Here is a 24,873-nt window from a genome sequence, read left to right as displayed (position 1 = left end):
ACCGAACCCCCAGTCACATCTCATGATACCCGATGAAACAAGTAGTTGAACACCAATCTGACGTCCTGGTCATAGGCAGTGGTGCAGCGGGCTTGACTCTCGCCCTTCACCTGGCTGAAAAAACCAAAGTCATTTTACTCTCTAAAGGTCCTCTCAACGAAGGCTCAACCTATTATGCCCAAGGGGGCATAGCCTCGGTTTTCGACGAGGAGGATACCATAGAATCCCACGTGGCCGACACCTTGGTCGCCGGCGCCGGACTCTGTGATGAAGCAGTGGTAACCTACACGGCCGAAAATGCCCGAGCCGCCATGCAATGGCTGATTGAATGCGGTGTTGCCTTCGATAAGGAAGAAAATCCCGATGGCAGCATCAATGACAGCGCCTACCATCTAACCCGCGAAGGCGGCCACAGCCACAGGCGTATTCTGCACGCCGCTGATGCCACCGGCAAAGAGGTACAGACCACACTGCAGGAGATGGCCCAGGCCCACCCCAATATTCTGGTGCTTGAGCGTTATAACGCCATAGATTTGATCACCACCCGTAAACTGGGCCGTCCGGGCAACCGGGTATTGGGTGCCTATGTCTGGAACCGTAACCTTGAGCAGGTTGAAACCATCAAGGCCAAGTTTGTCGCCCTGGCGACCGGCGGCAGTTCCAAGGTTTACCAGTACACCTCAAACCCGGATATCGCCAGTGGCGATGGTATTGCCATGGCCTGGCGTGCCGGTTGCCGGGTGGCCAACATGGAATTCAATCAGTTCCACCCGACCTGTCTATATCATTCAGATGCCCGCAATTTCCTGCTGACCGAAGCTTTGCGCGGTGAAGGCGCCTATCTGCGCCGTCCCGATGGCAGTCGCTTTATGCCTGACTTTGATGAACGCGCCGAACTGGCGCCCAGGGACATAGTGGCCAGGGCCATAGACTATGAAATGAAGCGCCTCGGTGCCGATTGCGTCTATTTGGATATCAGCCACAAGGACCCGGAATTTGTCATCAAGCATTTCCCCACCATTTACCAGCGCTGCCTGGACTTAGGGATAGATATCACCAAGGAACCTATCCCTGTGGTGCCTGCCGCTCACTATACCTGCGGCGGGGTAATGACAGATTTTCACGGTCAGACAGATCTCAATGGCCTCTATGCCATAGGTGAGGTGGCTTATACCGGACTGCACGGTGCCAACCGCCTGGCGAGTAACTCCTTGCTGGAGTGTCTGGTATTCGCCCGCGCCGCTTCGACCGATATTCAAAGCCAGCTAGGTAAAATTGCCATGCCCGGCAATATCCCAGCCTGGGATGAAAGCCAAGTATGTAACTCGGATGAAGAAGTAGTGATTGCCCACAACTGGCATGAGCTGAGACTCTTTATGTGGGATTATGTCGGCATTGTGCGCTCAGACAAGCGGTTGGAGCGTGCCCTGCGCCGCTGCGCCATGCTGCAACAGGAGATCCAGGAGTATTACAGCAACTTCCACGTCAGCAACAACCTGCTGGAATTGCGCAACCTGGTGCAAGTGGCCGAGTTGATCATCCGCTGCGCTATGGCCCGCAAGGAAAGCCGCGGCCTGCACTGTAATATCGATCATCCGCAGAAACTGGAGAATCCGCAGCCGACCATTCTGCAACCTGAATAACTTGGGCTGGAATGAGTTCAGTTAGCGGACTTTGAGCGCTGCAACAATAGACGACACAGGTGACGATAGTCTGTGTCGTCAAACATATCGGCAAACAGCCAGCAACGCCCGTAGTTATCCTCCCCCTGATAGGTAAAAGTCACCACAAAGGGGCTGACCCAAGGTCTGCCACTAAGTTCGAAACTCGAACCGGGTTCGAACTGTCCTTCACCCAATTCATTAAGCCAGAAACAGAGTTGCCAGCGGCGCAAACGCCACAGCGCAAGGCCAAAGCCTGCCAGCATTAGCAGCAAACATAAGCATTTGAAAGATAAATAGAAAGGATAATCCAGCGCCGGCCAGGCAAGAAAGCTGCTCAGGCAAATAGCAGCCAGCACCGTCAGACTCAGATACTGGCTGAAGGAAGAACTGAGTTGAAACCTATGGCGCTGCCCGGCCACGAACGCGCACTACCATCTGTGCCAGTTGCGGATCCGGACATTGCTCATGCCCCATAAACCAGGCAAAGAGCTCAGGATCTTCACACTCAAGCAGACGAACAAACAAGGCCTTATCCTCAGGGCTCAGAGTCTCGTAATGCTGTTCCACAAAGGGTTGAAACAGTACATCAAGCTCCAGCATACCACGGCGACATGCCCACTTAACCCTGGGGGTACTCATCAAGTCAGACACCTATCATGCTCCAATCAAGAATTTTGTCGCAAGTTTACATTCTGGCGTCTGCGCTGTCGAATATCCGCCTTAATCATCCACCCGTATCAGAACTGCTGCACCTGAAGGTCACGACCGGCAAACAAGTCACCAAAATCGGTTTCCAACAAGCGCTGCACCGCCGGATGCTGGATCATCCGCTCGGCGAACATCACATGATATTCCTCTTTGATCTCCATGGTTTCACCGAGCAGACGTATGTTGTGCTCGAGAATATCTTGCTGATAGATGGAGGGGGCGACAAATATCCCCTTACGAAAATAGCCAAAGGCCTTCATCATAGCCGCATCGTCGAACTCACCGAGAATCTTGACATTAAGGCGTTTCTCATCAAACCAGCGATAGAGTTGCTGGCCCAGAGAAGTACGCCGACTGGGGATCAGCAAGGGCCCCTCTTCCAGACACTCGGGAAAGCCACTTTTAAACTCCTGCGCCGAGAAGAAGGCAATACCGCACTCCCCCAACTTCTTGGAGAGAATTTCCGGATACTTGAGAGACTCACCGGCGCAGTCCGACAGTATCATATCCAGTTTATGCTCCCTGAGCCTGGCCATCAGGCTTTCGTGGGTTGCCTCATAACAGGCCAGGTGCATGGAACTGTTGGCCGGGATCACCGACATCAGTACCCGACTGGCCAATGCCTTGGAGAGAGCATCGGCAATACCCACCTCAAACAGGATGGATTCATCCTTGCGATAGTTGAGCACATCGAGCATCTCATAAGAGAGACTGAACATTTTGTCGGCGTAACGAAACACCAGTTCGCCCAATTCAGTAGGGGCCAGGTTGCGCCCCACCCGTTTGAACAGACTCCCCTTGAGCCTTTCTTCCAGCGTCCTTATCTGGCCGGTAATGGTTTGGGGAGTTAAACAGAGTGTCTCGGCAGCCTTGGTCACTGAGCCTTGCTTATGCACCATCCAAAAATAATACAGGTGGTTGTAGTTCAAATGAGACATAGGCTGCCCCGACTCCTTACTTCAAACGCTGACAGTCCAGCAAATTATTTACGGCAAGTTGTAGTGTATCTATATCCTTGACCTCACCGCTTTCAAAGGCTTCGCTGATCCCCTGTACCAGTTGATCCCTATCCGGGATCCTGTCCAGGCAATACTTGCGATTGGCTTCCTGAAAGCGCTTTCCTCCCCGATACTTAAGGGCGCGAGCTTCATAGCCGTTGCTGTCCAGGCGAGCGCCTACCGCTTGTGGCTTATACATGAGGGCACCATCAACAACGCCTTCGAGGTAACTCTGACACAGGGCTGCTTCCTTGTCTGCAATACAGGCTTCTATCTGTGACGCCTGAGCCAAAGGGGCTAAGCCCGCCAGAATGAGTCCGGCCATTATGCTTGTTTTCATTCCTTTTCTCCTTTTTCAGGTAACACTTTTGACAGCCAGAAATAGCCCACGACTGCCGCCAACATAGATCCGATCAGGATCCCCAACCTGGCCAAATCGCTATAGACAACGCCACCATGCTCAAATGCCAGAGAGGCAATAAACATCGACATGGTAAATCCTATACCGCACATCACAGCCACAGGCATGATATGGCGCCAGGCAATGCCCTCAGGCAACTCAGCCAGACGCAACTTAACCGCAATAAAACTGAACAACACCACACCAATCGGCTTACCGAGCAACAGACCCAATGCAATACCCAGAGGTACAGGCGATACCAGGCTTTCCAGCGACATGCCCCCCAAGGCTACCCCAGCGTTGGCAAAGGCGAATACTGGCAGGATCAGGAAGGTGCTCCAGGGGTGCAGCGCATGCTCCAGGTGCTCGGACGGTGAACCACCTTGCTTGTCGCGCAGCGGAATACAGAAGGCGATGATCACCCCGGCCAAAGTGGCATGAACCCCGGACTTGAGTACAGCGACCCAGAGAATGGCCCCCAGTACGCCATAGGCTCCAAGCGCAGTCACACCGCGGCGGTTCAAGGTAACCAAACCTATGACGGCAGCGGCGGCAATCAAGAGGCTGATCATGGATAGATCACTGCTATAGAACAGCGCAATAATAACGATTACACCCAGGTCATCTATGATTGCCAGCGCCAGCAAAAACACCTTGAGCGCCACGGGAACCCGGTTACCCAAAAGTGCCATGATCCCCAGCGCAAAGGCGATATCAGTCGCGGCCGGAATCGCCCAGCCCCCCTGAGTCACAGGATCATTGGCATTGAACAGCAGATAGATAGCGGCCGGAACAACCATACCACCTATAGCGGCAAAGGTTGGCAGAGATGCCTTGGAAACACTGGACAGTGCCCCCTCCAGCAGCTCACGTTTGACTTCCAGACCAATCAACAGAAAGAACAGCGCCATCAGACCATCGTTGATCCACAGCAGCAAGGGCTTGTTGATATCCAGGGCCCCAAGACGCAACTGCATCGGGGTATCCAGAAAACCTTGATAGAGGCCGGAAAGCGGTGAATTAGCCAGGACCATAGCCAAAGCTACAGCAATCAATAACAAAATACCGCCGGCAGATTCCTGGCTCAGGAAATTCCGAAGTGCCTTTTCCATACTAAACTCCCAAAAACATAATTGGTTTGAGTGTAGTAGATGGATTTAAGTAAGTATAATCGAAAGTTTCTAAGGAATACCTCGAGATATGCGAAGTATTCCACGAAAAACCCGGTTTAGATAGCGACAGGCGCCTTAATATGAGGATGAGGTTCGTAACCGGACAACTCGAAATCTTCGAATCGGTAGTCAAAAATTGATTCAGGTTTACGGGTTATTTTCATTTGCGGCAAAGGCTTGGGCTCACGGCTGAGTTGCAGCGCCGTTTGCTCCATATGATTGGAGTAAAGGTGGGTATCACCGCCGGTCCAGACAAAATCGCCCAATTCGAGGTCACACTGTTGCGCTACCATCATGGTCAACAAGGCGTAGCTGGCGATATTGAACGGCAGTCCCAGGAATACATCACAGCTGCGCTGATACAGCTGACAGGACAACTTGCCATCGGCTACATAAAACTGGAAGAAGGCATGACAAGGTGCCAGCGCCATCTTGTCGAGCTCGGAGACATTCCAGGCCGAGACAATCAAACGTCTGGAATCCGGCTGTGACTTAATCTGCTCTATCACCTGAGTGATCTGATCGATATGACCACCATCGGGCGTTGGCCAACTGCGCCACTGAGCGCCGTAAACCGGCCCCAGATTACCGGACTCATCGGCCCACTCATCCCAAATCGTCACTTTGTTTTCATGCAGATAGGCAACATTGGTGTCCCCTTTCAGGAACCAGAGTAGCTCATGGATGATGGAGCGCAGATGGCATTTCTTGGTGGTCACCAAGGGGAATCCCTTACTGAGGTCAAAACGCATTTGGTAGCCAAATACAGAGCGGGTTCCCGTGCCGGTACGGTCACTCTTATCGGTACCGGAATCTAAAATATGTTGCATTAAATCAAGATATTGCTGCATTACTGCTTGTCCTTCACCACGCCGGCCTGCGGCGTATTACGCATTAACAGATAGAGTCCAAAGAGGATCATGGGCATTGACAGTATCTGTCCCATGGTCAAAAAGCCCAAATAAAGCCCGAGTTGGGCATCCGGCTGTCTGACCGTTTCCACTATGCAGCGGAAGATACCATAGCCGAGCAAAAACATCCCGGACACGGCTCCTGTCTTGGGACTGCGTCTGCTGAACCATTGCAGCAAAATAAACAGCGCTACCCCTTCGAGGGCAAATTGATACAGCTGCGAAGGGTGACGAGGTTCGGGGCCGCCGGAAGGAAACACTATTGCCCAAGGTACATCTGTGACTCGGCCCCAAAGCTCGCCATTGATAAAGTTACCAAGACGCCCGGCGCCCAGGCCAATGGGCACCACGGGGGCCACCATATCCGCCACCGCGAAGAAGCTGCGCTTCTGTTTCCAGGCGATGTAGAGCATGGCCAGAATAACCCCCATCAAGCCGCCGTGGAAGGACATGCCGCCTTCACTGATCTTGAATAGGTACAAGGGGTCGGCAATAAAGAAATCCAGATGGTAGACAAGCACATAACCTATGCGGCCCCCCAGGATCACCCCGAGAAAAGCATAAAACAGCAGATCCGATACCTGTTCGCGGCTCCATAACCCTTTGGATCTGTCAGCCATACGGTTGAGCAGTATCATAGCGGCCAAAAAGCCCAGCAGGTACATGAAACCATACCAACGTAATGCCGGTTCAAAAGTCTGGCCGAACAGCTCAAAGGGGCCAAAAGAGACGATCACAGGATCAATATTGGGAAATTCTAAAGCCATAACAGAAAGACGATTCCTAAATTAACTACGGCGCAGATCAGGCCAGGATAAGTTTAAGACCCACAACAACCAATAAAAGTGCAAATATTTTCTTCAATACCGGCGTCGGCAATGTGCTGGCCGCTTTTACACCCAGCGGCGCCACCAACATTGAGGAGGCAATAATGCCCACCAAAGCCGGCAGGTAAACGTATCCCAGAGTGCCGCTTGGCATATCCGGGGCGTTCCAGCCTGCGATAACATACCCTAAACTCCCCCAAAGGGCGATGATAAGGCCGGTAGCCGATGAAAAACCCACCGCCTGACGCATCTGCAGCCCACACCAGGTGAGGAAAGGCACCAAAAGTACCCCACCACCAATGCCCATCAAGGCGGCAATAATGGCAATAATCGCCGAGACTATGAGTAAAACGGGAAATGGCGGCAAGCCCTCTTTCGCCGATGGACGAAAAGGAAATGCCATCTGGACGGCCATTAATATTACAAACACAGCAAAGGCACGGCGCAGATCATCGGCCGGGATCAATTCGGCGATAAACCCCGAACACAAGGCCCCCAGCGCCAGACCAGGCAACATGGATTTAAACAGTGGCCAGGGAATATTGCCGTGGATGTGATGGGCGCGGGCCGATGAAAAAGAGGTCAAAATGATGGCCGCCAACGAAGTGGCAATGGCAACATGGGGCAACTGCGCGGCGGGAACTCCCACCTTGGGTAAAATATACAACAGCGCCGGCACCACAATAAGACCACCGCCTATCCCCAACAAGCCGGCCATAAAGCCGACAAAGGCCCCCAACGCCAGACAAACACCGAATACCCAGAGAAATGTGTCCACAGAGGTTCCTTAATTCTTGTTGTTATTCCATACACCCGCCACGGCAGGTTCAATTGAGAATGGCCGCCAGCTCTCTTTGCCCCAAATAATCGTGCACCAGTTGCCGGACTTCACTGCCGCTCCTGAGTGTCAGCGCCTCGGCCAACAACTGCTCGAGTTCACTGCTGCGCACTCGCCGCAGCAGATAATTGATCCTGGCCAAACACCCCTGGTTCATACTCAGGCGGTTATAGCCCATGGCGACAAGCAGCAAAGCGCCGCCGGGTTCACCGGCCAATTCGCCACAGACACTGGCACCTAGGCCATATTGACGGCAGGTCTCCCGCGCCTGTTTCAGTGAACGCAATATTCCAGGATGATAGCTGTCAAACAGGGCGCTGACCCTGGGGTTGTTGCGATCTACCGCCAACAGATATTGGGTCAGGTCGTTGCTGCCGACGGAAACAAAATCAACACGCTTGGCGACTTCATCCAGTTGAAACAGCAGCGCCGGCACCTCCAGCATAATGCCGATCTTGGGTCTTTTCAGCTCAGGGTTCACATCCGACTTAAGCTCGGAATAAGCCTGTTCGATATATTCCAGCGATTGGTCTATCTCATCGAGATTACTGACCATGGGCAGCAAAATATGCAGTTGCTCACCGCTGCCGCTGGCCTGGAGCATGGCGCGAATTTGCACCAGAAACAGCTCGGGATGGTCCAGCGACAAGCGAATGCCACGCCAGCCCAAAAATGGGTTTTCCTCCTTGATGGGGAAATAAGGCAAGGGTTTGTCTCCGCCCACATCCAGGGTGCGCATCACCACGGGCCGACCGGACGCCGCCTCCAGCACCTGGCGATACACCTTTACCTGCTCAGACTCGCTGGGAAAGCGCTGCTGTAACATGAAGGGGATTTCGGTGCGATACAACCCAATACCATCGGCGCCTTCGGCAATTTCCGAGGCCAAACCACTGAGTAACCCTGCGTTCATATACAGATGAATACGTTTGCCGTCGACCGTCTCGGCCGGCAGGTTCAGCTCTCTGGCGTATTGCCGCTGCAACGCTCTCTCGGCAGACAATAAACTGCGGTACTCACCGACCACGGCCGGAGACGGCGACACCATTAGCTGACCGCGGGTGGCATTGAGCACCAAAAGCTTCTTGTCGATGTCGGCAGCCAAGACCTGGTCGACCCCTGTGATGGCCGGTACACCCAGCGCCCGGGCCAGAATAGCGGCATGGGAGTTGACCCCGCCAAGCTCTGTCACTATCCCGGCCAACTTTTGCCGCGGAAACTCGGCCAGCAAGGTGGTATCCGCCTCACGGGTCACCAGAATAACCGGCTTATCGGCATTGAGCTCCAACCGTTCCGGCTCAATCAACTGGCGCAGCACCTTCTGCCCCAAGTCACGGATATCGCTGGCCCGCTCCTTGAGATAGGGGTCTTCCATCGCCATAAACTGGGTGATGTAACGCAAAGACACGCGACTGACCGCGGACTCGGCGCACCAACCCGCAAGCACCTCATCGCGATATTCGCCCCCAAGGCTGGCCTCTTCCAGCAAGAGTTGCAGCGCCGAGAAGATAGATACCACCTCTTCATCCTGCTCACGGTCAAAACGCTGTGCCAGGGTGCTCAGGGTGTTACGGCAACGCTCGATTGCTGTCTTGAGGCGCTCAAGCTCATTGGGGATATCTGCTGCGGTTTGATCCGGCTGCTCCAGGGATATCTGCCCGCCCAGCACCAAAGCATGGGCAATGGCAATACCATTGGAGGCCGGCGTGCCCTGAAACAGGATTTGCAGCTGATCTTCCTTGACGCTGGCTTTTTGTTTGAGGCCGCGAATGGCCATGGCCAACTGCGCCGCCAGCGTCATTAGAAAGGCTTCTTCCCCTTCACTGAACTGACGGGCACTGGGCTGCTGCACCACTATGACGCCAAGCAACTGTTTCTGATAGATAATGGGTGCGGCGAGAAAGGCGCGATATTCCTCTTCGGCCACTTCGGGAAACAGTTTGAATCTGGGATGGGCTCTGGCATCAGCAAGGTTGATAGCTTCTTCACGCTCGGCAACCAGGCCTACCAGACCTTCGGTCAACGGCATGCGAACCCGGCCGACGGCACTGGGTTCCAAGCCATCTGTGGCGGAGAGGACCAACTCATTTTTATCCAGAATATAGATAGAACAACACTGAGTGCTCATGGCGGCCTTTATTTGACCGACCAATAGCTCAAGGGCAGCCTCAAGATCCCTTGCGGCCGCAACTGCCTGAGTAATATCCCTGAGCGTGTTTAACACCTGTTCCCCCTTTCGATATCAAACCTCAGCCTGCTGCTCTTTGTCGTCCCCGTCGGCGAGAAGGCTCCCGTGTCTGCAATGCCAGAGCCGTGGTGGCGAACTCTTTCATAACCTTACGGTAGACGTCACGTTTAAAAGATACGACCTGACGCACAGGGTACCAATAACTTACCCAGCGCCAGTCATCGAACTCAGGATGGCCGGACGAATTCAAGTTGACGGCACTGTCCTGACTCTTGAGCTGGAGCAAAAACCATTTCTGCTTTTGGCCGATACAGACAGGCTTGCTGTCCTGACGCACCAAACGCTTTGGCAATCTGTATCGCAACCAGGAGCGGGTGGATGTCAGTATCTGCACATGTTCCGGCCTGAGCCCTACTTCTTCATACAGCTCTCGATACATGGCATCTTCAGCGGATTCACCGTCATCCAATCCCCCTTGGGGAAACTGCCAGGAGTGCTGACCGAAACGCCTGGCCCACATTACTTGGCCAAATCTGTTACAGATAATGATGCCCACATTTGCGCGAAAACCGTCGCTGTCAATCACATGGACTCCGAAAAAGCGATAAATTTCAATGATTCGATTGTTTCACAATCCCACGTCGGCAGCAATTCTCTATTTACGGCTTTTTCTCTGGATAAGCAAATGGAGTTTTCCACTTTATCAACAACTGCTCTGCCATGTTTGAGTGGATATCCACAAAAACTGTGGATATCTCTGTTTGAAACTCGACTGAACTTCTGGAAACGCTGTTTTTTGCAACCCTTACAGTCTAAGCACAAAAGTAAGAATCAAAACAAAATAACTTTAAATACAAATAGATAGACATATAAAAAAGAAAGCAATCAACAGCAACCCTATCAACAGAGCACTTTTTAACCAACGAGTAATCAGAACCAACTTGCGGGCAATATCACAAAACTTTATTCACACCCCATGGACAAAAACTCGGCTTAAAGGTCCAAAATGGTGCCAAAACCCGGTTGACACTCACCATTATTTGCTTTATTGAAGCCAAAAATACTCAGTTATCCCAAAATGCTGTGGATAAGTTTGTTGGCAACACAGGGGAAATCGGCGAGTAACTCAGGAAAACCATTATTCGGCGGTCAACCAAAAACACTTTAGCCAATAAAAACATTAAGATACAAACCTGCACATAGGAGATTGGCTTGGTTTGCACAGTGGCGGTCGGTTTTTGTACAACCTTGTTATCCAGTGCCGCTCAGGTAAAATCAGCGCCATGAAAACCAATATCATGCCGCCAAGCTCATTGGCACAACTACTGCAGCGCGCTGATGATATCGCCGGGCTGACGCTGGGACAGCTCGCCGAATCCTTAGGGGTAGCCGTGCCAAGAGACTTTCGCCGCGACAAAGGTTGGACCGGACAACTGCTGGAACTGGCATTGGGGGCGACAGCGGGCTCCAAACCTGAACAAGACTTCCTGCATCTTGGGGTCGAGCTTAAGAGTATCCCGATAGGTGAGCGCGGCATGCCGCTGGAAACCACCTATGTTTGTGTCGCGCCGCTGACCAATATCTCAGGACTGCGCTGGGAACAGAGTCTGGTGTATCACAAGTTGCAGCGGGTGCTGTGGATCCCGGTTCAGGGAGACAGAGAACTTTCTCCGGGTGTTCGACGTATCGGCTCACCGCTGCTGTGGGAACCCAGCACAGAGGAAGACAGGCTATTGCGCCAGGACTGGGAAGAGATCATGGAGCTTATCAGCATGGGCAAAGTCAGCAAGATCACCGCCAGGCACGGTGAGGTATTACAGCTCAGACCCAAGGCGGCCAACAGCAAAGTGTTGACCGAAAGTATTGCCGAAGACGGCAGTATCCAGATGACAAACCCAAGGGGCTTTTATCTCAAGACCCAGTTCACCAAAGGACTACTTGAGCGCTTTTTTGGCTGATATCGACTCTAATCCGCACTTGCCTTGATTAAGATCACAATTACCACTGGAAATCAGAGGGGTATATTCTATAAACTAGCGCATCCTGAGAAGGCCCCTTAAATTTAGGATAGATTTCACCTCGTGAGAGCGCGTCGCCAGGCCAAAAAGCTTCTGTTTGCCATTATGGCATGGACGGGAGCCATGGCAGCTTTTGTATTTTTTCGCTATGCCCAAACCACTGAGCTGCCTCAGTGGGCTGTCGGCTCGGCGGATCTCGCGACCCTGGCCGCCTACATGGGAGTAATTTTCGGCAGTCTGCATTGGATGTCGAACTTGATAGCCGATTTCAGTGCCATCAATCGCCTGCCCTACGTCTTCTCCGTCATCTTCAAAGGGCTGTTTCTGCTCTTGGGCGCCACTACTTTGGCTTATATGACCCAGTACCTCAATATGTGGGCCATAGAGAACCATATGGCGACCTTGAGACAGATGCTGACAGTGCATATCCTCTATAGCCCCTCATTCCAGGCGCTAATCATCTATCTGGTGGTCGTACGGGTCGGGCTCGCCTTTATCGAACAGATGGCCCTGCTGGTGGGGCCCAGGATCCTGCTGAATATAGGTCTGGGTAAGTATCATAAGCCCAGATACGAGCAGCGACTGTTTCTCTATCTCGATATGGTGGCTTCCACCACCCATGCCGAATCTCTGGGGGATTACCGCTTCAGTCGACTGATCCAGGACAGCTTCAGCTTACTTTCCGACACAGTCACCAACAATGATGCCGAGATCTATCGTTACATGGGTGACGCTGTGCTCATTCACTGGCCATTGGAAGACGGCATCATCAACGACAGATGCATGAACATCTACTTTGAATTCAGCCAGCAGCTCAATTGGCAGCGACGCTATTTTGAAGAACATTACGGCTTTGTTCCCAAGTTCAAGGCGGCAGCTCATTGCGGCCAAGTGGTTGCAGCCGTGGTTGGGGTGCAAAAACAGGAGATCAGTTTCTTCAGCGACGTGCTCAACACCTTGGCGAGACTGCAGGATCAGTGTAATCCCTTAGGACAAAGGATGCTGCTCTCCGGCGCGCTGGTAGCGAGGCTGGAAAACGACGACAGTGAGTATCAGCTCACCAATCTGGGACCGGTCAAGCTCAAGGGAAAACAACACTCCATTGAAGTTTTCGGGGTTAAGCCCAAACAAGGTAATCAGTCATAAAAAACGGCCCATCAAAGGGCCGTTTTTTATTGATATGGATTGAATCCAAGCCTAAACCTGCTGCTGCAGCAGCTGCTGGATCTCCAACCCCAAAGTTCTGAAGGTCAGGATCCGGCTGGTTGTCTGACGCCACACCAAGCCTATCTCACGAAATGGTGCCTCCCCTGGAGGGCTCATCACCGCAAGATCCGTGTCTTTCAATATCCCTGCATCTATCGCCATCTGCGGCAGGAAAGTCGTGCCCAGTTTACTGTTCACCATCTGTACCAAGGTATGCAGACTGGTGGCGGCGAAAGGATTGACCTTGGCGCTGTCACCCAGCTGGCAGGCACTGATGGCATGACCGGTAATGCAGTGCTCACTCTGCAACAGAAAAATACTCTCATCCGGCAGCGCCTGATAGTCCACCGGTTCATGAATATCGGCAGACAAGTCCTTGTGCACCACCATCTTGAAAGGGTCTATACCCACCTTCATGCTGTGATAGCCGGAAGTATCGGCCGGCAGAGCCAACAACAACAGATCCAGCTCGCCCTTACCCAAGGCAGTCAACAAACGCTCTGTGGTGTCCTCTTTCAGCAGCAGACTCAGATCCGGATAGGACTTCTGGCACTGCTTAACTACACGGCTCAGCAGGAACGGAGCAATGGTGGGAATACAGCCAAGCCGAATCTCCCCTGTCATGGGTGCGCCCTGGTTCTTCACCAGCTCCACCAAATCGTCGACATCGGTCAGAATCTTCAGCGAACGCTGCACCACTTCTTCACCAATAGCAGTAAACATAAAGGACTTGTGGTCCCGCTCGATCAGCTGATAGCCCAACTGCTCTTCCAGATTCTGGATCCCGCTGGAGAGTGTCGATTGGCTCACATGGCACACCTTGGCCGCCCGGTTGAAGTTCTGCTCCTGATGCAGATTCACCAGATAATAGAGGTTTTTCAAACTGGGTAAGTGTTTCATTTTGTCGATTACCAATTAAGTAATGCATTAGAAAGTTCTATCTAATCTAACACAAAAAGTCTGCCGAGCAGCAGTATCAGATCAGGAGTGTGACCGAGGCGATAAATCATCCAGGTAAGAAATCCATTGCTGAAGCGGAAATAGCAGAAAACCATGCCTTGACGGCTAAGGTTCAGGTATTAGAAAAGGGGTAGTGGCGGGAGTTTCTGAGTACCTTGGCAGCGCCGGAGTTTCTCTCCGGCACCCAAGGCCGGAATTTATGCTTTGGCTTCGAGGAAAGACTTAAGTTGCTGCAGATCTTCACCGGCATGTTCAACAATGATTGTCAGCCACTCTTTGTGCCCGGCTTCCCATTCTGCTTCTTCACCGTGTTGCAGTTGCTGTGCTGTCTGTTGGATCCGTTTCAATCCTACAGAGCCGGCAGCACCTTTGAACTTGTGAGCCTCGGCACACAGGGTATCCTTGTCTCCGGCTGCCTCGGCCTTTTGCAGGTTCGCGACATACTCTGGCAGCAACTGTTCAAATAACACCACACTCTTGAGTAAGGTGCCGGCACCTATAGCACTACAGTACTGCTCCAGGGTATTGAGATCTAAGATAGTATCCAGTTCAGTTGTGGCCATGAAGGCGCTCCTCGAATGTGTCAGATTTACCACATCATACCCGCTAAAATTGCAGGTGCAACTTATAGGCGTCAAACGGGTCAAAACTTTCTTGCATTTAACATTAGTGATACAAAAAGCGAGAACAACTCATACAAAAGTTTATAGGCTATTGATTTAAATTGATTAACCCAGAGCCCTGCCCGCCCTTGGCCGCCAACTCATCCACCAGTGCTACCAAACCTATCCAGCGCTGAGCGCACCAATCCGGCGCCAGCAACACGGGACGACTGGCATAGGCGGTCACCCGATGAAACACTATCTCTTTTGGCGTATGACGGATCAACTGCGCCGCACTGATAACATACTCCTCCAGTGTCGGCGGCTGCAACCTGCCCGCTTCCCAGGCCTTGGCCATGGTACTGCCGGCCACTATATGCAGGGGGTGCAGTTTAAGACCATCCACTCCAGAGTCCAAAACCGCATCCAGAGTTTGTAGATGCTCCGTCATACCTTCTCCCGGGAGTCCGAGGATCAGATGAGTACACACCTTGAGTCCGCGACTACGGGCTCGTAAGACGGCGTCCTGATAGACGGCAAAGTCATGGCCACGGTTAATCCGCTTGAGCGTGGCATCGTGAGCACTCTGTAAACCCAGCTCCAACCAGACTTCACTGCCGTTTTGTTGATATTGCGCCAGCAGATCAAGCACTCTATCCGGTACGCAATCCGGGCGGGTACCGACACACAAACCCACTACCTGCTCGCTCTGCAGCGCCTCATCGTATTTACGCTTGAGCTCGGCATACTCTTCATAGGTACTGGTATAAGCCTGGAAGTAAGCCAAAAACCGCGAAGCCTTTGCCTGCATCTTCTGTTTGCCGGCCTCGAGCTGAGCCGCAATCGACAAGTCGGTTCCATGTTCATGACTGAAGGATGCGACATTACAGAAAGTGCAACCACCGCGCCCCAGAGTTCCGTCGCGATTGGGACAGGTAAAACGCGCATCCAGAGTCAGCTTTTGTAACCGTTGACCAAATTGTTGCCGGCAGTATTGACCAAAGGTAGTGACAAAGTCGTCCAGTCCCATTTGCTTCTCTCAAAAAAGTCGCCAGTCTAACGACTCCTGTTCAGGGCCGCTCTGCTCCAGGTCAATTTATGTCACAAATGACTGCTGCTTTTGCTGGTGATCGAAGACCAATTCGATTGGATGCAACCCGATCCAGCTCACACTTTTGTGAATATTTAGTCACTTCAGGCAATTTTTTAACGCAAGAGACGATCAGGCTGGAAATCAGTTTTTCTTCTGCAAGGATAATTCGAGGCCATTTGTTAAAATTAAGTGAACACCAAATCACCCCAAAGTAGATTTTCTTTTCATTCATAGTGTTATACAGCTCAATTTTCAGTTTACGTTAACGTAATGCAATTAAAGATTCTGTATGAAACACCCCAAATATCATCAAATATATGCAATATTTAGGTTTGACCTTTAGCAAGTCTCAGGATAATTTGGATGGTTCGGGTGCATATCTATAGAGTTTGGTACTCTCTCCCGAGTAGTAATAGTGATGTTAAGGGAGGTTTTGTATGAGCTTGTATCATCCCAGTTTCGAGCGGGATAACTGTGGTTTTGGATTGATAGCCCAGATGGATGGCGAAGCCAGCCATCGCATTGTTCGCACGGCAATCCATGGCCTCGACCGCATGAAACATCGTGGTGGTATTGCAGCTGACGGACGCACTGGCGACGGTTGCGGTTTGCTGATGCAAATGCCCACAGGATTCTTTGAGGCCATTGCGGCCGAACAGGGCTGGCATCTCAGCCGTAAGTTCGCCGTTGGCATGCTGTTTTTAAACCAGGACGAAACCCTGGCAGCCGAAGCCAGAATATTGCTCGAGCGGGAACTGGAGAAAGAGACCCTGAGTATTGCCGGCTGGCGTCCGGTTCCGGTTAACCCGGAAGTGCTCGGCGAGATAGGCAAGTCCAGTTTGCCGCAAATTTGGCAAGTGCTCATCAATGCTCCCATTGGCTGGCGTGAAAAAGATCTGGAGCGGCGCCTCTATATGGCTCGGCGCCGCCTCGAGCAGCAATTGACCCAGGATAAAGACTTTTATGTAGCCAGCCTTTCCGGCCAGGTCATTGTCTACAAAGGCTTGATGATGCCGGCCGATCTGCCGGCCTTTTATCCGGATCTGGCCGATATTAGGCTGCAAAGCTCTATCTGCCTGTTCCACCAGCGCTTCTCGACCAACACCTCACCCAAGTGGCCACTGGCACAGCCGTTCCGTTTTCTGGCCCACAATGGCGAGATCAATACCATCACGGGTAACCGCCAATGGGCTCGGGCGCGGGCTTACAAGTTCAATTCACCGCTGCTGCCTGACTTGCAGCAGGCCGCCCCGTTTGTCAATGAAACCGGCTCAGATTCGTCGTCACTGGACAACATGCTGGAGATGCTGCTGGCCGGCGGCATGGACCTTTACCGCGCCATGCGTTTGCTTATCCCGCCTGCATGGCAGAGTAACCCCGAGATGGATGAAGAGCTCAAGGCCTTCTATGACTTTAACTCCATGCATATGGAGCCTTGGGATGGCCCGGCAGGGATAGTCATGACCAACGGTCGCCACGCCGCCTGCGCGGTTGATCGCAATGGGCTGCGGCCATCACGCTATGTGATCACCAAAGACAGAATTCTCACTCTGGCCTCGGAAGTGGGTATCTGGGACTATGGCCCGGATGAAGTGATTGAAAAAGGCCGGGTCGGCCCGGGTGAACTTTTGGTGCTCGACACTCTCAGCGGCCGTCTTTATCAGTCATTCGAAATCGATAACGACCTCAAACGTCGTCACCCCTATAAGGAGTGGATGGCAAAGAATAGTCAGACTCTGGTGCCGGCTGAGCAACTGTCGCCGCAGGATCAGGGCGTCAGTGAATTCAACCAGGGCACTTTGCTGCAGTACCAGAAGCTGTTCGGCTACAGCCGAGAAGAGCTGGAGCAAGTGATCTGGGTACTGGCCAGCAAAGGCGAAGAAGCCACCGGCTCCATGGGCGACGACACCCCGATGGCAGTGCTGTCGAAGAAACAGCGCTCACTGTATGACTATTTCCGGCAAAAGTTTGCCCAGGTCACCAACCCGCCAATCGACCCGCTGCGGGAGAAACATGTGATGTCGCTGGCCACCTGTATCGGCCGCGAGCAGAACCTGTTCAACGAAACCACGGGACACGCCTATCGGGTGATGTTCAACTCGCCTATCTTGCTGTTCAGTGACTTCAACCAACTGCTGAGTCTGGACAGCACCTATTACCGTGCCAACAAGGTTGACCTTAACTATCCGGCCTCCGAAGGCCTGAGTCAGGCAATCAAACGGATCACGGATGAAGCCGAGCGCCTGGCACGCACCGGCACCACCCTGATAGTGCTCTCGGATCGCGCCGTCAGCAAAGATACCCTGGTCATTCCGGCCGCCATGGCGGTAGGTTCAGTGCAACAGATGCTGGTGAACAAGAGCCTGCGCTGTGACACCAACATCATAATGGAAACAGCCTCGGCCCGGGATCCGCACCATTTCGCGGTACTGCTGGGCTTTGGCGCTACGGCCATTTACCCCTATCTGGTGTACGAGTCCATTGCCGAACTCGCCAAGCGCCATCAGGCCGAGGATATCGTCAATCTGATGCTCAACTTCCGCTACGGCATTGAAAAGGGGCTGCGCAAGATCATGTCCAAGATGGGGATCAGCACAGTCGCCTCCTATCGCTGCAGCCAGCAGTTTGAGGCCATAGGCCTGGCCGACGAGGTCATTAAACAATGCTTCAACGGCGTGGTCAGCCGTATTCAGGGTGTGGGTTTCGATGGCATAGAAGCCGATCAGCAACTGCTGAGTCAGGCGGCCTTCCGCCCCCATGTGCCGCTGCCGCAGGGCGGTTTGCTCAAGTATGTTGAGGGCGGCGAATACCACTGCTTCAACCCGGAGGTGGTCAACACCTTGCAACAAGCTCTGAAAGAGGTGGATTACCCCCTCTACAAACGGTTTGCCGAGTTGGTAGACCAAAGGCCGGTTGCCACCTTGAGGGATCTGCTGAGCATCAAACAGCAGCGCGAGAGCATAGCGCTCAAGGATGTGGAAGGGGCCAAGACACTCTTCCCCAGATTCGACAGCGCCGCCATGAGTATCGGCGCCCTGAGCCCGGAAGCTCACGAAGCGCTGGCCATCGCCATGAATCGTCTCGGCGGTCGCTCAAACTCGGGCGAAGGCGGCGAAGATGCCCGCCGATTCAACAGCGAGCGCAATTCGGCCATCAAGCAGATAGCCTCTGGCCGCTTTGGGGTCACCGCCCATTATCTGATTAACGCCGAAGTGTTGCAGATCAAGGTCGCCCAGGGTGCCAAGCCCGGTGAAGGCGGTCAGCTGCCCGGTCATAAGGTCAGTGTTGAAATCGCCGGCCTCAGGCATGCCCGCCCGGGCGTGACGCTGATTTCACCGCCGCCGCACCACGATATTTACTCTATCGAGGATTTGGCGCAGCTGATCTTCGACCTCAAGCAGATAAACCCCAGAGCACTTATCTCGGTCAAGCTGGTCTCTGAGCCGGGCGTTGGCACCATAGCCACAGGGGTTGCCAAGGCCTATGCCGATATGATTACTGTTTCCGGCTACGATGGCGGCACAGGCGCCAGCCCGCTGACCTCGGTCAAGTATGCCGGTAGTCCTTGGGAGCTGGGCCTTGCCGAAGTTCACCAGTCTCTGGTGGCCAATGGTCTGCGACACAAAATACGCCTGCAGGTGGATGGTGGTCTCAAGACTGGCACAGATGTTATCAAGGCGGCCTTACTGGGTGCCGAAAGCTTCGGCTTTGGCACTGTGCCCATGATAGCGCTCGGCTGCAAATACCTGCGTATCTGCCACCTCAACAACTGTGCCACCGGGGTCGCCACTCAAGACAAGACCTTGAGAGACAAGCACTATCATGGCTTGCCCGAGCGAGTGATGACTTACTTTGAGTTTGTCGCCGAAGAGGTGCGTGAATGGATGGCCAAGCTGGGGGTCAGTGAGTTTGAACAATTGGTAGGACGCAGCGATTGGCTGCAGGCCATCGAAGGCCAGACCGCCAAGCAGCAGGGACTGGATCTGACCCCTATCCTGTTCAAACCCGAAGTATTGCCAAGCACCAGTCTGACCTGGAAAGAGACCAACACGCCGGCAGATCCCGGCAGCCTGAACCAGGAACTGCTGGCCAAGTGCGCCGAGCGCGCCACCAAGGGCGAAGGTTTCGATGTCTGCTTCCCCATCAATAATACCGACCGCTCGGTAGGCGCCGCGCTTTCGGGCCATATCGCGGCAACCTGGGGCGTAAAAGGCTGTCCCAAGCCGATAAGGCTCAGCTTCAACGGCAGCGCCGGTCAGAGTTTCGGGGTCTGGAACAGCCCTGGACTCGAGCTGTCACTGTGCGGCGACGCCAACGACTATGTGGGTAAAGGTATGTCCGGCGGCAAAATCGCCATCTATCCGCCGCTCGGCAGCGCCTTCCAATCCGAGCGCAGCGCCATTGTCGGTAATACCTGTCTCTATGGTGCCACCGGCGGCAAGCTGTTTGCGGCGGGACGGGCCGGTGAGCGTTTCGCGGTCAGAAATTCAGGAGCGCTGGCGGTAGTTGAAGGGGTCGGTGACAACGGCTGTGAATATATGACAGGCGGCATAGTGGTGGTGCTGGGTACCACGGGCGTCAACTTTGGCGCCGGTATGACCGGCGGTTTCGCCTATGTGTTCGACCAATTCGGCCGCTTCAACCGTAGGGTCAATACCGAACTGGTCGACACCCTCAAGCTGGAGTCGCCGATTCATCAACAACACCTCAAAGGGCTGATAGAGCAGCATGTGGCCGAGACCGGCAGTGAACACGCCAGTGCCATTCTCAGCGAGTTTGACAACTGGCTCGATTGTTTTGTCCTGGTCAAGCCCAAGAATATTCAGGTTTCGGATCTGCTCAAACTGGAACAACCGAGCCCGGAACTGGCCGTAAAAGCGGGGTAAGCGAGCATGAGTAACGATTTTCAGTTTATTGAAGTGGGTCGTATCGACCCGAGCAAGCAGGCTATCTCACGCCGCAAGACAGAGTTTATTGAGATTTACCAACCCTTTGCCCAGGCGCAGGTCGACCAGCAGGCCGACCGCTGCCTGGACTGTGGTAACCCTTACTGCGAGTGGAAGTGCCCGCTGCACAACTATATTCCCAACTGGCTCAAGCTGGCCAAACAGGGACGTATCCTGGAAGCGGCAGACCTGGTGCATGAAACCAATACCCTGCCGGAGGTCTGCGGCCGAGTCTGCCCGCAGGACAGGCTCTGTGAAGGCGCCTGTACCCTGAATGATGATTTCGGCGCCGTCACCATAGGTAATGTGGAAAAATACATCACGGATACCGCCATCGCCCAAGGCTGGCGCCCGGACATGAGCCAAGTGACGCCCAGAAGCGAGCGGGTCGCTATCATAGGCGCGGGGCCGGCCGGTCTTGGCTGCGCCGATATCCTGGCCCGCAACGGAGTCAAGGCGGTGGTCTTTGACAAGTACCCTCAGATAGGCGGCCTGCTGACCTATGGCATTCCCGCCTTTAAGCTCGACAAGTCAGTGATGGCTACCCGCCGCAGCGTGATGGAAGGCATGGGGATAGAGTTCCACCTCGGCGTCACAGTCGGCCAGGATATTCCCTTTGCCGAGTTGCTGGCGGACTTCGATGCCGTGTTCCTCGGCATGGGTACCTATAACGCCATGCAGGCGGGCCTGCCCGGTGAAGAGGCCGAAGGGGTTATTCAGGCCCTGCCCTACCTGATTGCCAACACCCGTGAATTGATGGGGCAAGCCGATCCGGCGCAGCCCTACATCGACCTCAAGGGCCAGAAGGTGGTAGTACTCGGCGGCGGTGATACCGCCATGGACTGTGTGCGCACGGCGGTGCGCCAAGGCGCCGAATCTGTTATCTGTGCCTATCGCCGCGACGAGGAGAATATGCCGGGTTCGCGCCGTGAGGTGCAAAATGCCCGCGAAGAAGGGGTCGAGTTCCTGTTCAACCGCCAGCCGGTGGCGATTGCTACAGACGATGGCAAGGTCAAGGGAGTCGAATTTGTCGAAACCGCGCTCGGCAACGCCGATGCCAGCGGTCGTCGGCGTCCTGAGCCCATCCCGGGCAGCGATCAGTTGCTGGAGGCCGACGCCGTGATTGTAGCCTTCGGTTTCCAACCCAGCCCGGCGCCCTGGTTTGCCGAGTTTGATATCGCCCTGGATCAATGGGGCCGGGTAAAAGCCGAGAAAGAAGCGGCCAATCCGTTCCAAACCAGCAATCCTAAAGTGTTTGCCGGTGGTGACATGGTCAGGGGTTCAGATCTGGTGGTCACCGCCATCGCCGAAGGACGTGATGCGGCGCTTGGGATACTCAACTTCCTCAGCTGACAACTCAACACTTTGAGCGCATCCGGGAACCCACCTCCCGGGTGCGCTTTTTTTCATCTGTTCTACACTCCGGGAATAGCGCAGCCAAAGCCGTTTATTACATGCGGCCTGACTTCAGCGACCAGGCTGTCACCGGCTGACTTATTCGCACCATCCTTGGCTTGTGCTATATTAAGCCGCCCTCAGGCTCACTCAAGACATTTAAAGAAGGTTAAGCCATGAAAATCGGTATTATCGGCGCCATGGAGCCGGAAGTTGCTCACCTGATTGCCTCTTTGGAAAACCCACAGCACAGCAAGGTTGCCGGCATTGAATTTGTCAGCGGCACTCTGGTTGGCAAAGAAGTCATAGTTACCCGCTCCGGCATAGGCAAGGTTGCCGCCAGCATAGCGACCAGTCTGTTGATTGAAAAGTTCGCCCCGGATGCGGTCATCAATACCGGCTCGGCCGGTGGATTTGTCGATGCGCTGCAGATAGGTGACATAGTGATTTCCGATGAAGTCCGCTACCACGATGTCGATGTCACCGCCTTTGGCTATGAGATGGGCCAGATGGCGCAGCAACCCGTAGCCTTTATCCCTGATCACAAGCTGATGCTGGCGGCCAAACAGGCTATCGCAGGTTTAGGAGAGGTCAAAGCCATTGAAGGCCTTATCTGCACAGGTGACAGCTTTATTTGCGATCCCGAGCGCACCGCCGTCATGCTGAAGCATTTCCCCACCATGGCCGCCTGTGAAATGGAAGGCGCGGCCATTGCTCAGGTGTGTCATCAGTTCGGCGTGCCCTTTGTGGTGATCCGCTCTCTGTCCGATAATGCCAACAATGACTCTCCGGTCGACTTTGATGCCTATCTGGTCAAGGCGGGGCATCACTCGGCCCTGATGGTCATAGGCATGCTGCATCACCTTTAATTAAGGAGCACCGGAGCCCATGAGCCTGCCCTTCTACGAGCAGCTGCTGACCTTAGACGGGCCCCTTATTCAGGGGTTTCTGGTGCTGTTTTTTGCCTTATTACTGGCGCGATTGGCGCCGCTGCCCCAGGCTTTTCAACCTCTGGCCTGGTTGAGCCACCTGGCCAAGTCACTGGCCGCCAAGGTCAAACGGGGCGACAGAGACGAAAGGCAGCAGCTGATTGCCGGCTCTCTGGCCATTTTGCTGCTGGTGCTGCCATTTTGGTTAATCATCACCTTCCTGCTGGAACTGGCGGCATTCCCCTGGTTCTTTGAGTTTTTGATCCTCTATCTATGTCTCAACGATGCCTGTTTCATTCAGGAAGCCGAAGAGATATACCAGGCCATCAGGCGGGGAGACAAACCGGCCGCCAGAGAGTTGCTCTCCCCCTGGGTCGCCCGCGACACTGCCGAACTATCCGAGGCTGGCATCGCCAAGGCTACCATAGAAAAGCTGGTCACCACTCCCATTCACGGCACTGTTACTGTGGTGTTTTTCTTCTGCCTCGCCGGCGCGCCCATGGTGCTGTTGGTGAGAATGTTAAAACAGCTGGAGCAAAGCTGGTGGTGTCTGGATCCACAATACCGTTTCTTCGGTCGGCCCGTGTTTCTGGCCAATCAGGTGCTGCTGTATATCCCGGCGCAGCTGTGGCGTTTTACCCTGGCGATTCAGGGCGGCCCCCAGGCACTGAAACTGCTTTGGCAAACACCTCACAGCCGCTTTCCCATCGGCTTTAACTTCCAGGTGGCAACCATGGCGGCGTATGTATTGATGACAGAGCTTGGCGGACCACAAAAGTATTCCGGCATCAAGGTTCAGGTGGAGAAAGTGGGCCCGGGCCCAGTGCCGGATCACAAGACCATTCCCAAGGCGATTTCACTGACATTTCGCACCTTCGCCATCTGGTTTGCTTTCGTCGTATTGTTACCTCTGATTTGGGTTTTGTTACGTTATTCACAAACGCTTTAAATTATTCATTTTCTCCTTATAATGCCTTCATTCCCCGCTTGCCACTGAGAAAACTGCCGTGCTGGACAATATGCATATCTCTTTGACGACCCCGGCACTGCTGTTTCCGGCTATTTCCCTGCTACTGCTGGCCTATACCAACAGATTTTTCTCGCTGGCCGCCTTGATCCGCACCCTGAGTGGCGGTGATAAACCCGTTGCGGCCGAACAGCTGAAAAACCTGCGCCGCCGCATCGTTATCATCCGCCGCATGCAGGAGGCCGGTGTCACCAGCTTCGCCCTGTGCGTGCTGTGTATGATTTTTATCTATCTTGGCTTCAATACCACAGGCTCGGTAATTTTCGGCGCCAGTTTGCTGTTGCTGCTGTATTCCTTGATCCTGTCGGTGATTGAAATCCGTATCTCGGTTGATGCCCTCAACATTCATCTCAAAGAGATGAGCTAATGACACTGTGGGTCTATAGCCTGGATCTGTTTGGTACCGCCGTATTCGCCCTTTCCGGCGCTCTGGCTGCCGGCCGGCACAGGATGGATCCATTCGGTGTTTTGGTGCTGGCAGCGGTCACCGCCATCGGCGGCGGCACCCTCAGAGACACGATTCTGGGCGCTCCGGTATTCTGGCTTCATGACCACAACTATCTCTACGTGATACTGCTGACCGTGGTATTGACCTTGATTCTGGTGCGCCGGCCCTGGCGTTTGCCCCCATCTAGCCTTGCCATAGCCGATGCCGTCGGCCTGGCACTCTTTACCGTTATCGGCGCCCAGAAGGCTCTGACAATGGAATACGGCGGCATGATAGCCGTAGTCATGGGCTTGATCACCGGAGTGGGAGGAGGCATTATTCGGGATCTGCTTTGCCGCCGGATCCCCATGGTGCTGCGTACCGAAATCTACGCCACGGCATCTATTCTGGGCGGTCTGGTGTACACCGGCAGCCTACAGCTGAAACTCGACGCCGAGGCGGCGCTGATGCTGGCTTTTATCACAGCCTTGATAATGCGTCTGGCCGCCATACGTTGGCACCTGTCGTTACCTGCGTTTGACTTGAAGACCAAGAGAGAATGAT

Annotated in this window: 22 protein-coding genes; 9 read left to right on the top strand and 13 right to left on the bottom strand. The window is 53.8% G+C overall.

Features of this window, described 5'->3' with window-relative positions; translation table 11 throughout:
- Window positions 1–32: 32 nt before the first annotated feature.
- Window positions 33–1,643, top strand: a complete 1,611-nt coding sequence (gene nadB, locus N512_RS0106390; protein ID WP_025010550.1) for an L-aspartate oxidase — start codon at window positions 33–35, stop codon at window positions 1,641–1,643.
- Between the two features lie 17 nt (window positions 1,644–1,660).
- On the opposite strand, the gene N512_RS0106385 is transcribed toward nadB, so the two are convergent.
- The 10 genes from N512_RS0106385 to rppH form a co-directional block, all read right to left on the bottom strand.
- On the bottom strand, window positions 1,661–2,083 hold the full coding sequence (locus tag N512_RS0106385) for a protein YgfX (protein WP_028779783.1): 423 nt from the start codon (window positions 2,081–2,083) through the stop codon (window positions 1,661–1,663).
- On the bottom strand, window positions 2,064–2,303 hold the full coding sequence (locus tag N512_RS0106380) for an FAD assembly factor SdhE (RefSeq protein WP_028779782.1): 240 nt from the start codon (window positions 2,301–2,303) through the stop codon (window positions 2,064–2,066). Before N512_RS0106380 ends, N512_RS0106385 begins: the two co-directional genes overlap by 20 nt.
- Window positions 2,304–2,401: 98 nt before the next feature.
- Complete coding sequence (gene nhaR / locus N512_RS0106375; RefSeq protein ID WP_025010548.1) at window positions 2,402–3,310, bottom strand: transcriptional activator NhaR; 909 nt, start codon at window positions 3,308–3,310, stop codon at window positions 2,402–2,404.
- Window positions 3,311–3,326: 16 nt separating this feature from the next.
- Window positions 3,327–3,710 carry a hypothetical protein gene (locus tag N512_RS0106370; protein ID WP_037474378.1) on the bottom strand — a complete coding sequence of 128 codons (384 nt, stop codon included), beginning with the start codon at window positions 3,708–3,710 and terminating at the stop codon, window positions 3,327–3,329.
- Window positions 3,707–4,882 carry a Na+/H+ antiporter NhaA gene (nhaA, locus tag N512_RS0106365; RefSeq protein ID WP_025010547.1) on the bottom strand — a complete coding sequence of 392 codons (1,176 nt, stop codon included), beginning with the start codon at window positions 4,880–4,882 and terminating at the stop codon, window positions 3,707–3,709. The genes N512_RS0106370 and nhaA overlap by 4 nt, the downstream gene beginning before the upstream one ends.
- A gap of 116 nt (window positions 4,883–4,998) precedes the next feature.
- Entirely contained in the window at window positions 4,999–5,793 is a 795-nt protein-coding gene (thyA, locus tag N512_RS0106360) for a thymidylate synthase (RefSeq protein ID WP_028779780.1), read from the bottom strand.
- A complete protein-coding gene (gene lgt / locus N512_RS0106355) occupies window positions 5,793–6,620 on the bottom strand; it encodes a prolipoprotein diacylglyceryl transferase (protein WP_028779779.1) in 828 nt (275 codons plus the stop codon). Before lgt ends, thyA begins: the two co-directional genes overlap by 1 nt.
- A 37-nt stretch (window positions 6,621–6,657) precedes the next feature.
- Complete coding sequence (locus tag N512_RS0106350) at window positions 6,658–7,458, bottom strand: sulfite exporter TauE/SafE family protein (protein ID WP_028779778.1); 801 nt, start codon at window positions 7,456–7,458, stop codon at window positions 6,658–6,660.
- A gap of 49 nt (window positions 7,459–7,507) precedes the next feature.
- Window positions 7,508–9,742: a phosphoenolpyruvate--protein phosphotransferase gene (gene ptsP, locus N512_RS0106345; RefSeq protein ID WP_028779777.1), complete on the bottom strand. Its 2,235-nt coding sequence runs from the start codon at window positions 9,740–9,742 to the stop codon at window positions 7,508–7,510.
- 25 nt (window positions 9,743–9,767) lie between these two features.
- Window positions 9,768–10,292, bottom strand: coding sequence for an RNA pyrophosphohydrolase (gene rppH / locus N512_RS0106340; protein ID WP_025010542.1), 525 nt, complete (start codon window positions 10,290–10,292; stop codon window positions 9,768–9,770).
- Between the two features lie 697 nt (window positions 10,293–10,989).
- Here rppH and mutH point away from each other — a divergent pair.
- Both mutH and N512_RS0106330 read left to right on the top strand, forming a co-directional pair.
- Entirely contained in the window at window positions 10,990–11,664 is a 675-nt protein-coding gene (gene mutH / locus N512_RS0106335; protein ID WP_028779776.1) for a DNA mismatch repair endonuclease MutH, read from the top strand.
- Between the two features lie 123 nt (window positions 11,665–11,787).
- On the top strand, window positions 11,788–12,870 hold the full coding sequence (locus tag N512_RS0106330; RefSeq protein WP_025010540.1) for an adenylate/guanylate cyclase domain-containing protein: 1,083 nt from the start codon (window positions 11,788–11,790) through the stop codon (window positions 12,868–12,870).
- Between the two features lie 51 nt (window positions 12,871–12,921).
- On the opposite strand, the gene oxyR is transcribed toward N512_RS0106330, so the two are convergent.
- From oxyR to N512_RS0106315, 3 genes are all read right to left on the bottom strand, one after another.
- A complete protein-coding gene (gene oxyR, locus N512_RS0106325; protein WP_028779775.1) occupies window positions 12,922–13,830 on the bottom strand; it encodes a hydrogen peroxide-inducible genes transcriptional activator OxyR in 909 nt (302 codons plus the stop codon).
- Window positions 13,831–14,087: 257 nt separating this feature from the next.
- Entirely contained in the window at window positions 14,088–14,453 is a 366-nt protein-coding gene (locus tag N512_RS0106320) for an Hpt domain-containing protein (protein WP_025010539.1), read from the bottom strand.
- Between the two features lie 148 nt (window positions 14,454–14,601).
- On the bottom strand, window positions 14,602–15,522 hold the full coding sequence (locus N512_RS0106315) for a TIGR01212 family radical SAM protein (RefSeq protein WP_025887834.1): 921 nt from the start codon (window positions 15,520–15,522) through the stop codon (window positions 14,602–14,604).
- A gap of 500 nt (window positions 15,523–16,022) precedes the next feature.
- Here N512_RS0106315 and gltB point away from each other — a divergent pair, with 500 nt between their 5' ends.
- The 6 genes from gltB (at window position 16,023) to N512_RS0106285 (ending at window position 24,872) form a co-directional block, all read left to right on the top strand.
- Window positions 16,023–20,471: a glutamate synthase large subunit gene (gene gltB / locus N512_RS0106310; RefSeq protein WP_028779774.1), complete on the top strand. Its 4,449-nt coding sequence runs from the start codon at window positions 16,023–16,025 to the stop codon at window positions 20,469–20,471.
- A gap of 6 nt (window positions 20,472–20,477) precedes the next feature.
- On the top strand, window positions 20,478–21,884 hold the full coding sequence (locus N512_RS0106305; RefSeq protein ID WP_028779773.1) for an FAD-dependent oxidoreductase: 1,407 nt from the start codon (window positions 20,478–20,480) through the stop codon (window positions 21,882–21,884).
- Between the two features lie 218 nt (window positions 21,885–22,102).
- A complete protein-coding gene (locus N512_RS0106300) occupies window positions 22,103–22,795 on the top strand; it encodes a 5'-methylthioadenosine/adenosylhomocysteine nucleosidase (RefSeq protein WP_025010537.1) in 693 nt (230 codons plus the stop codon).
- Window positions 22,796–22,814: 19 nt separating this feature from the next.
- A complete protein-coding gene (locus N512_RS0106295; protein ID WP_028779772.1) occupies window positions 22,815–23,804 on the top strand; it encodes a cobalamin biosynthesis protein CobD/CbiB in 990 nt (329 codons plus the stop codon).
- Window positions 23,805–23,874: 70 nt separating this feature from the next.
- Window positions 23,875–24,249: a DUF2721 domain-containing protein gene (locus N512_RS0106290; protein ID WP_025010535.1), complete on the top strand. Its 375-nt coding sequence runs from the start codon at window positions 23,875–23,877 to the stop codon at window positions 24,247–24,249.
- The gene (locus N512_RS0106285; protein ID WP_028779771.1) at window positions 24,249–24,872 is read left to right on the top strand and encodes a trimeric intracellular cation channel family protein; all 624 of its coding nucleotides are present in this window, start codon (window positions 24,249–24,251) and stop codon (window positions 24,870–24,872) included. Before N512_RS0106290 ends, N512_RS0106285 begins: the two co-directional genes overlap by 1 nt.
- Window position 24,873: the final 1 nt, after the last annotated feature.

The sequence above is a fragment of the Shewanella sp. 38A_GOM-205m genome (assembly GCF_000518445.1).
GTDB lineage: Bacteria > Pseudomonadota > Gammaproteobacteria > Enterobacterales > Shewanellaceae > Shewanella > Shewanella algae.
The sequence above is the reverse complement of the archived record's forward strand: the minus strand, read 5'-3'. Positions and strand labels throughout refer to the sequence as shown.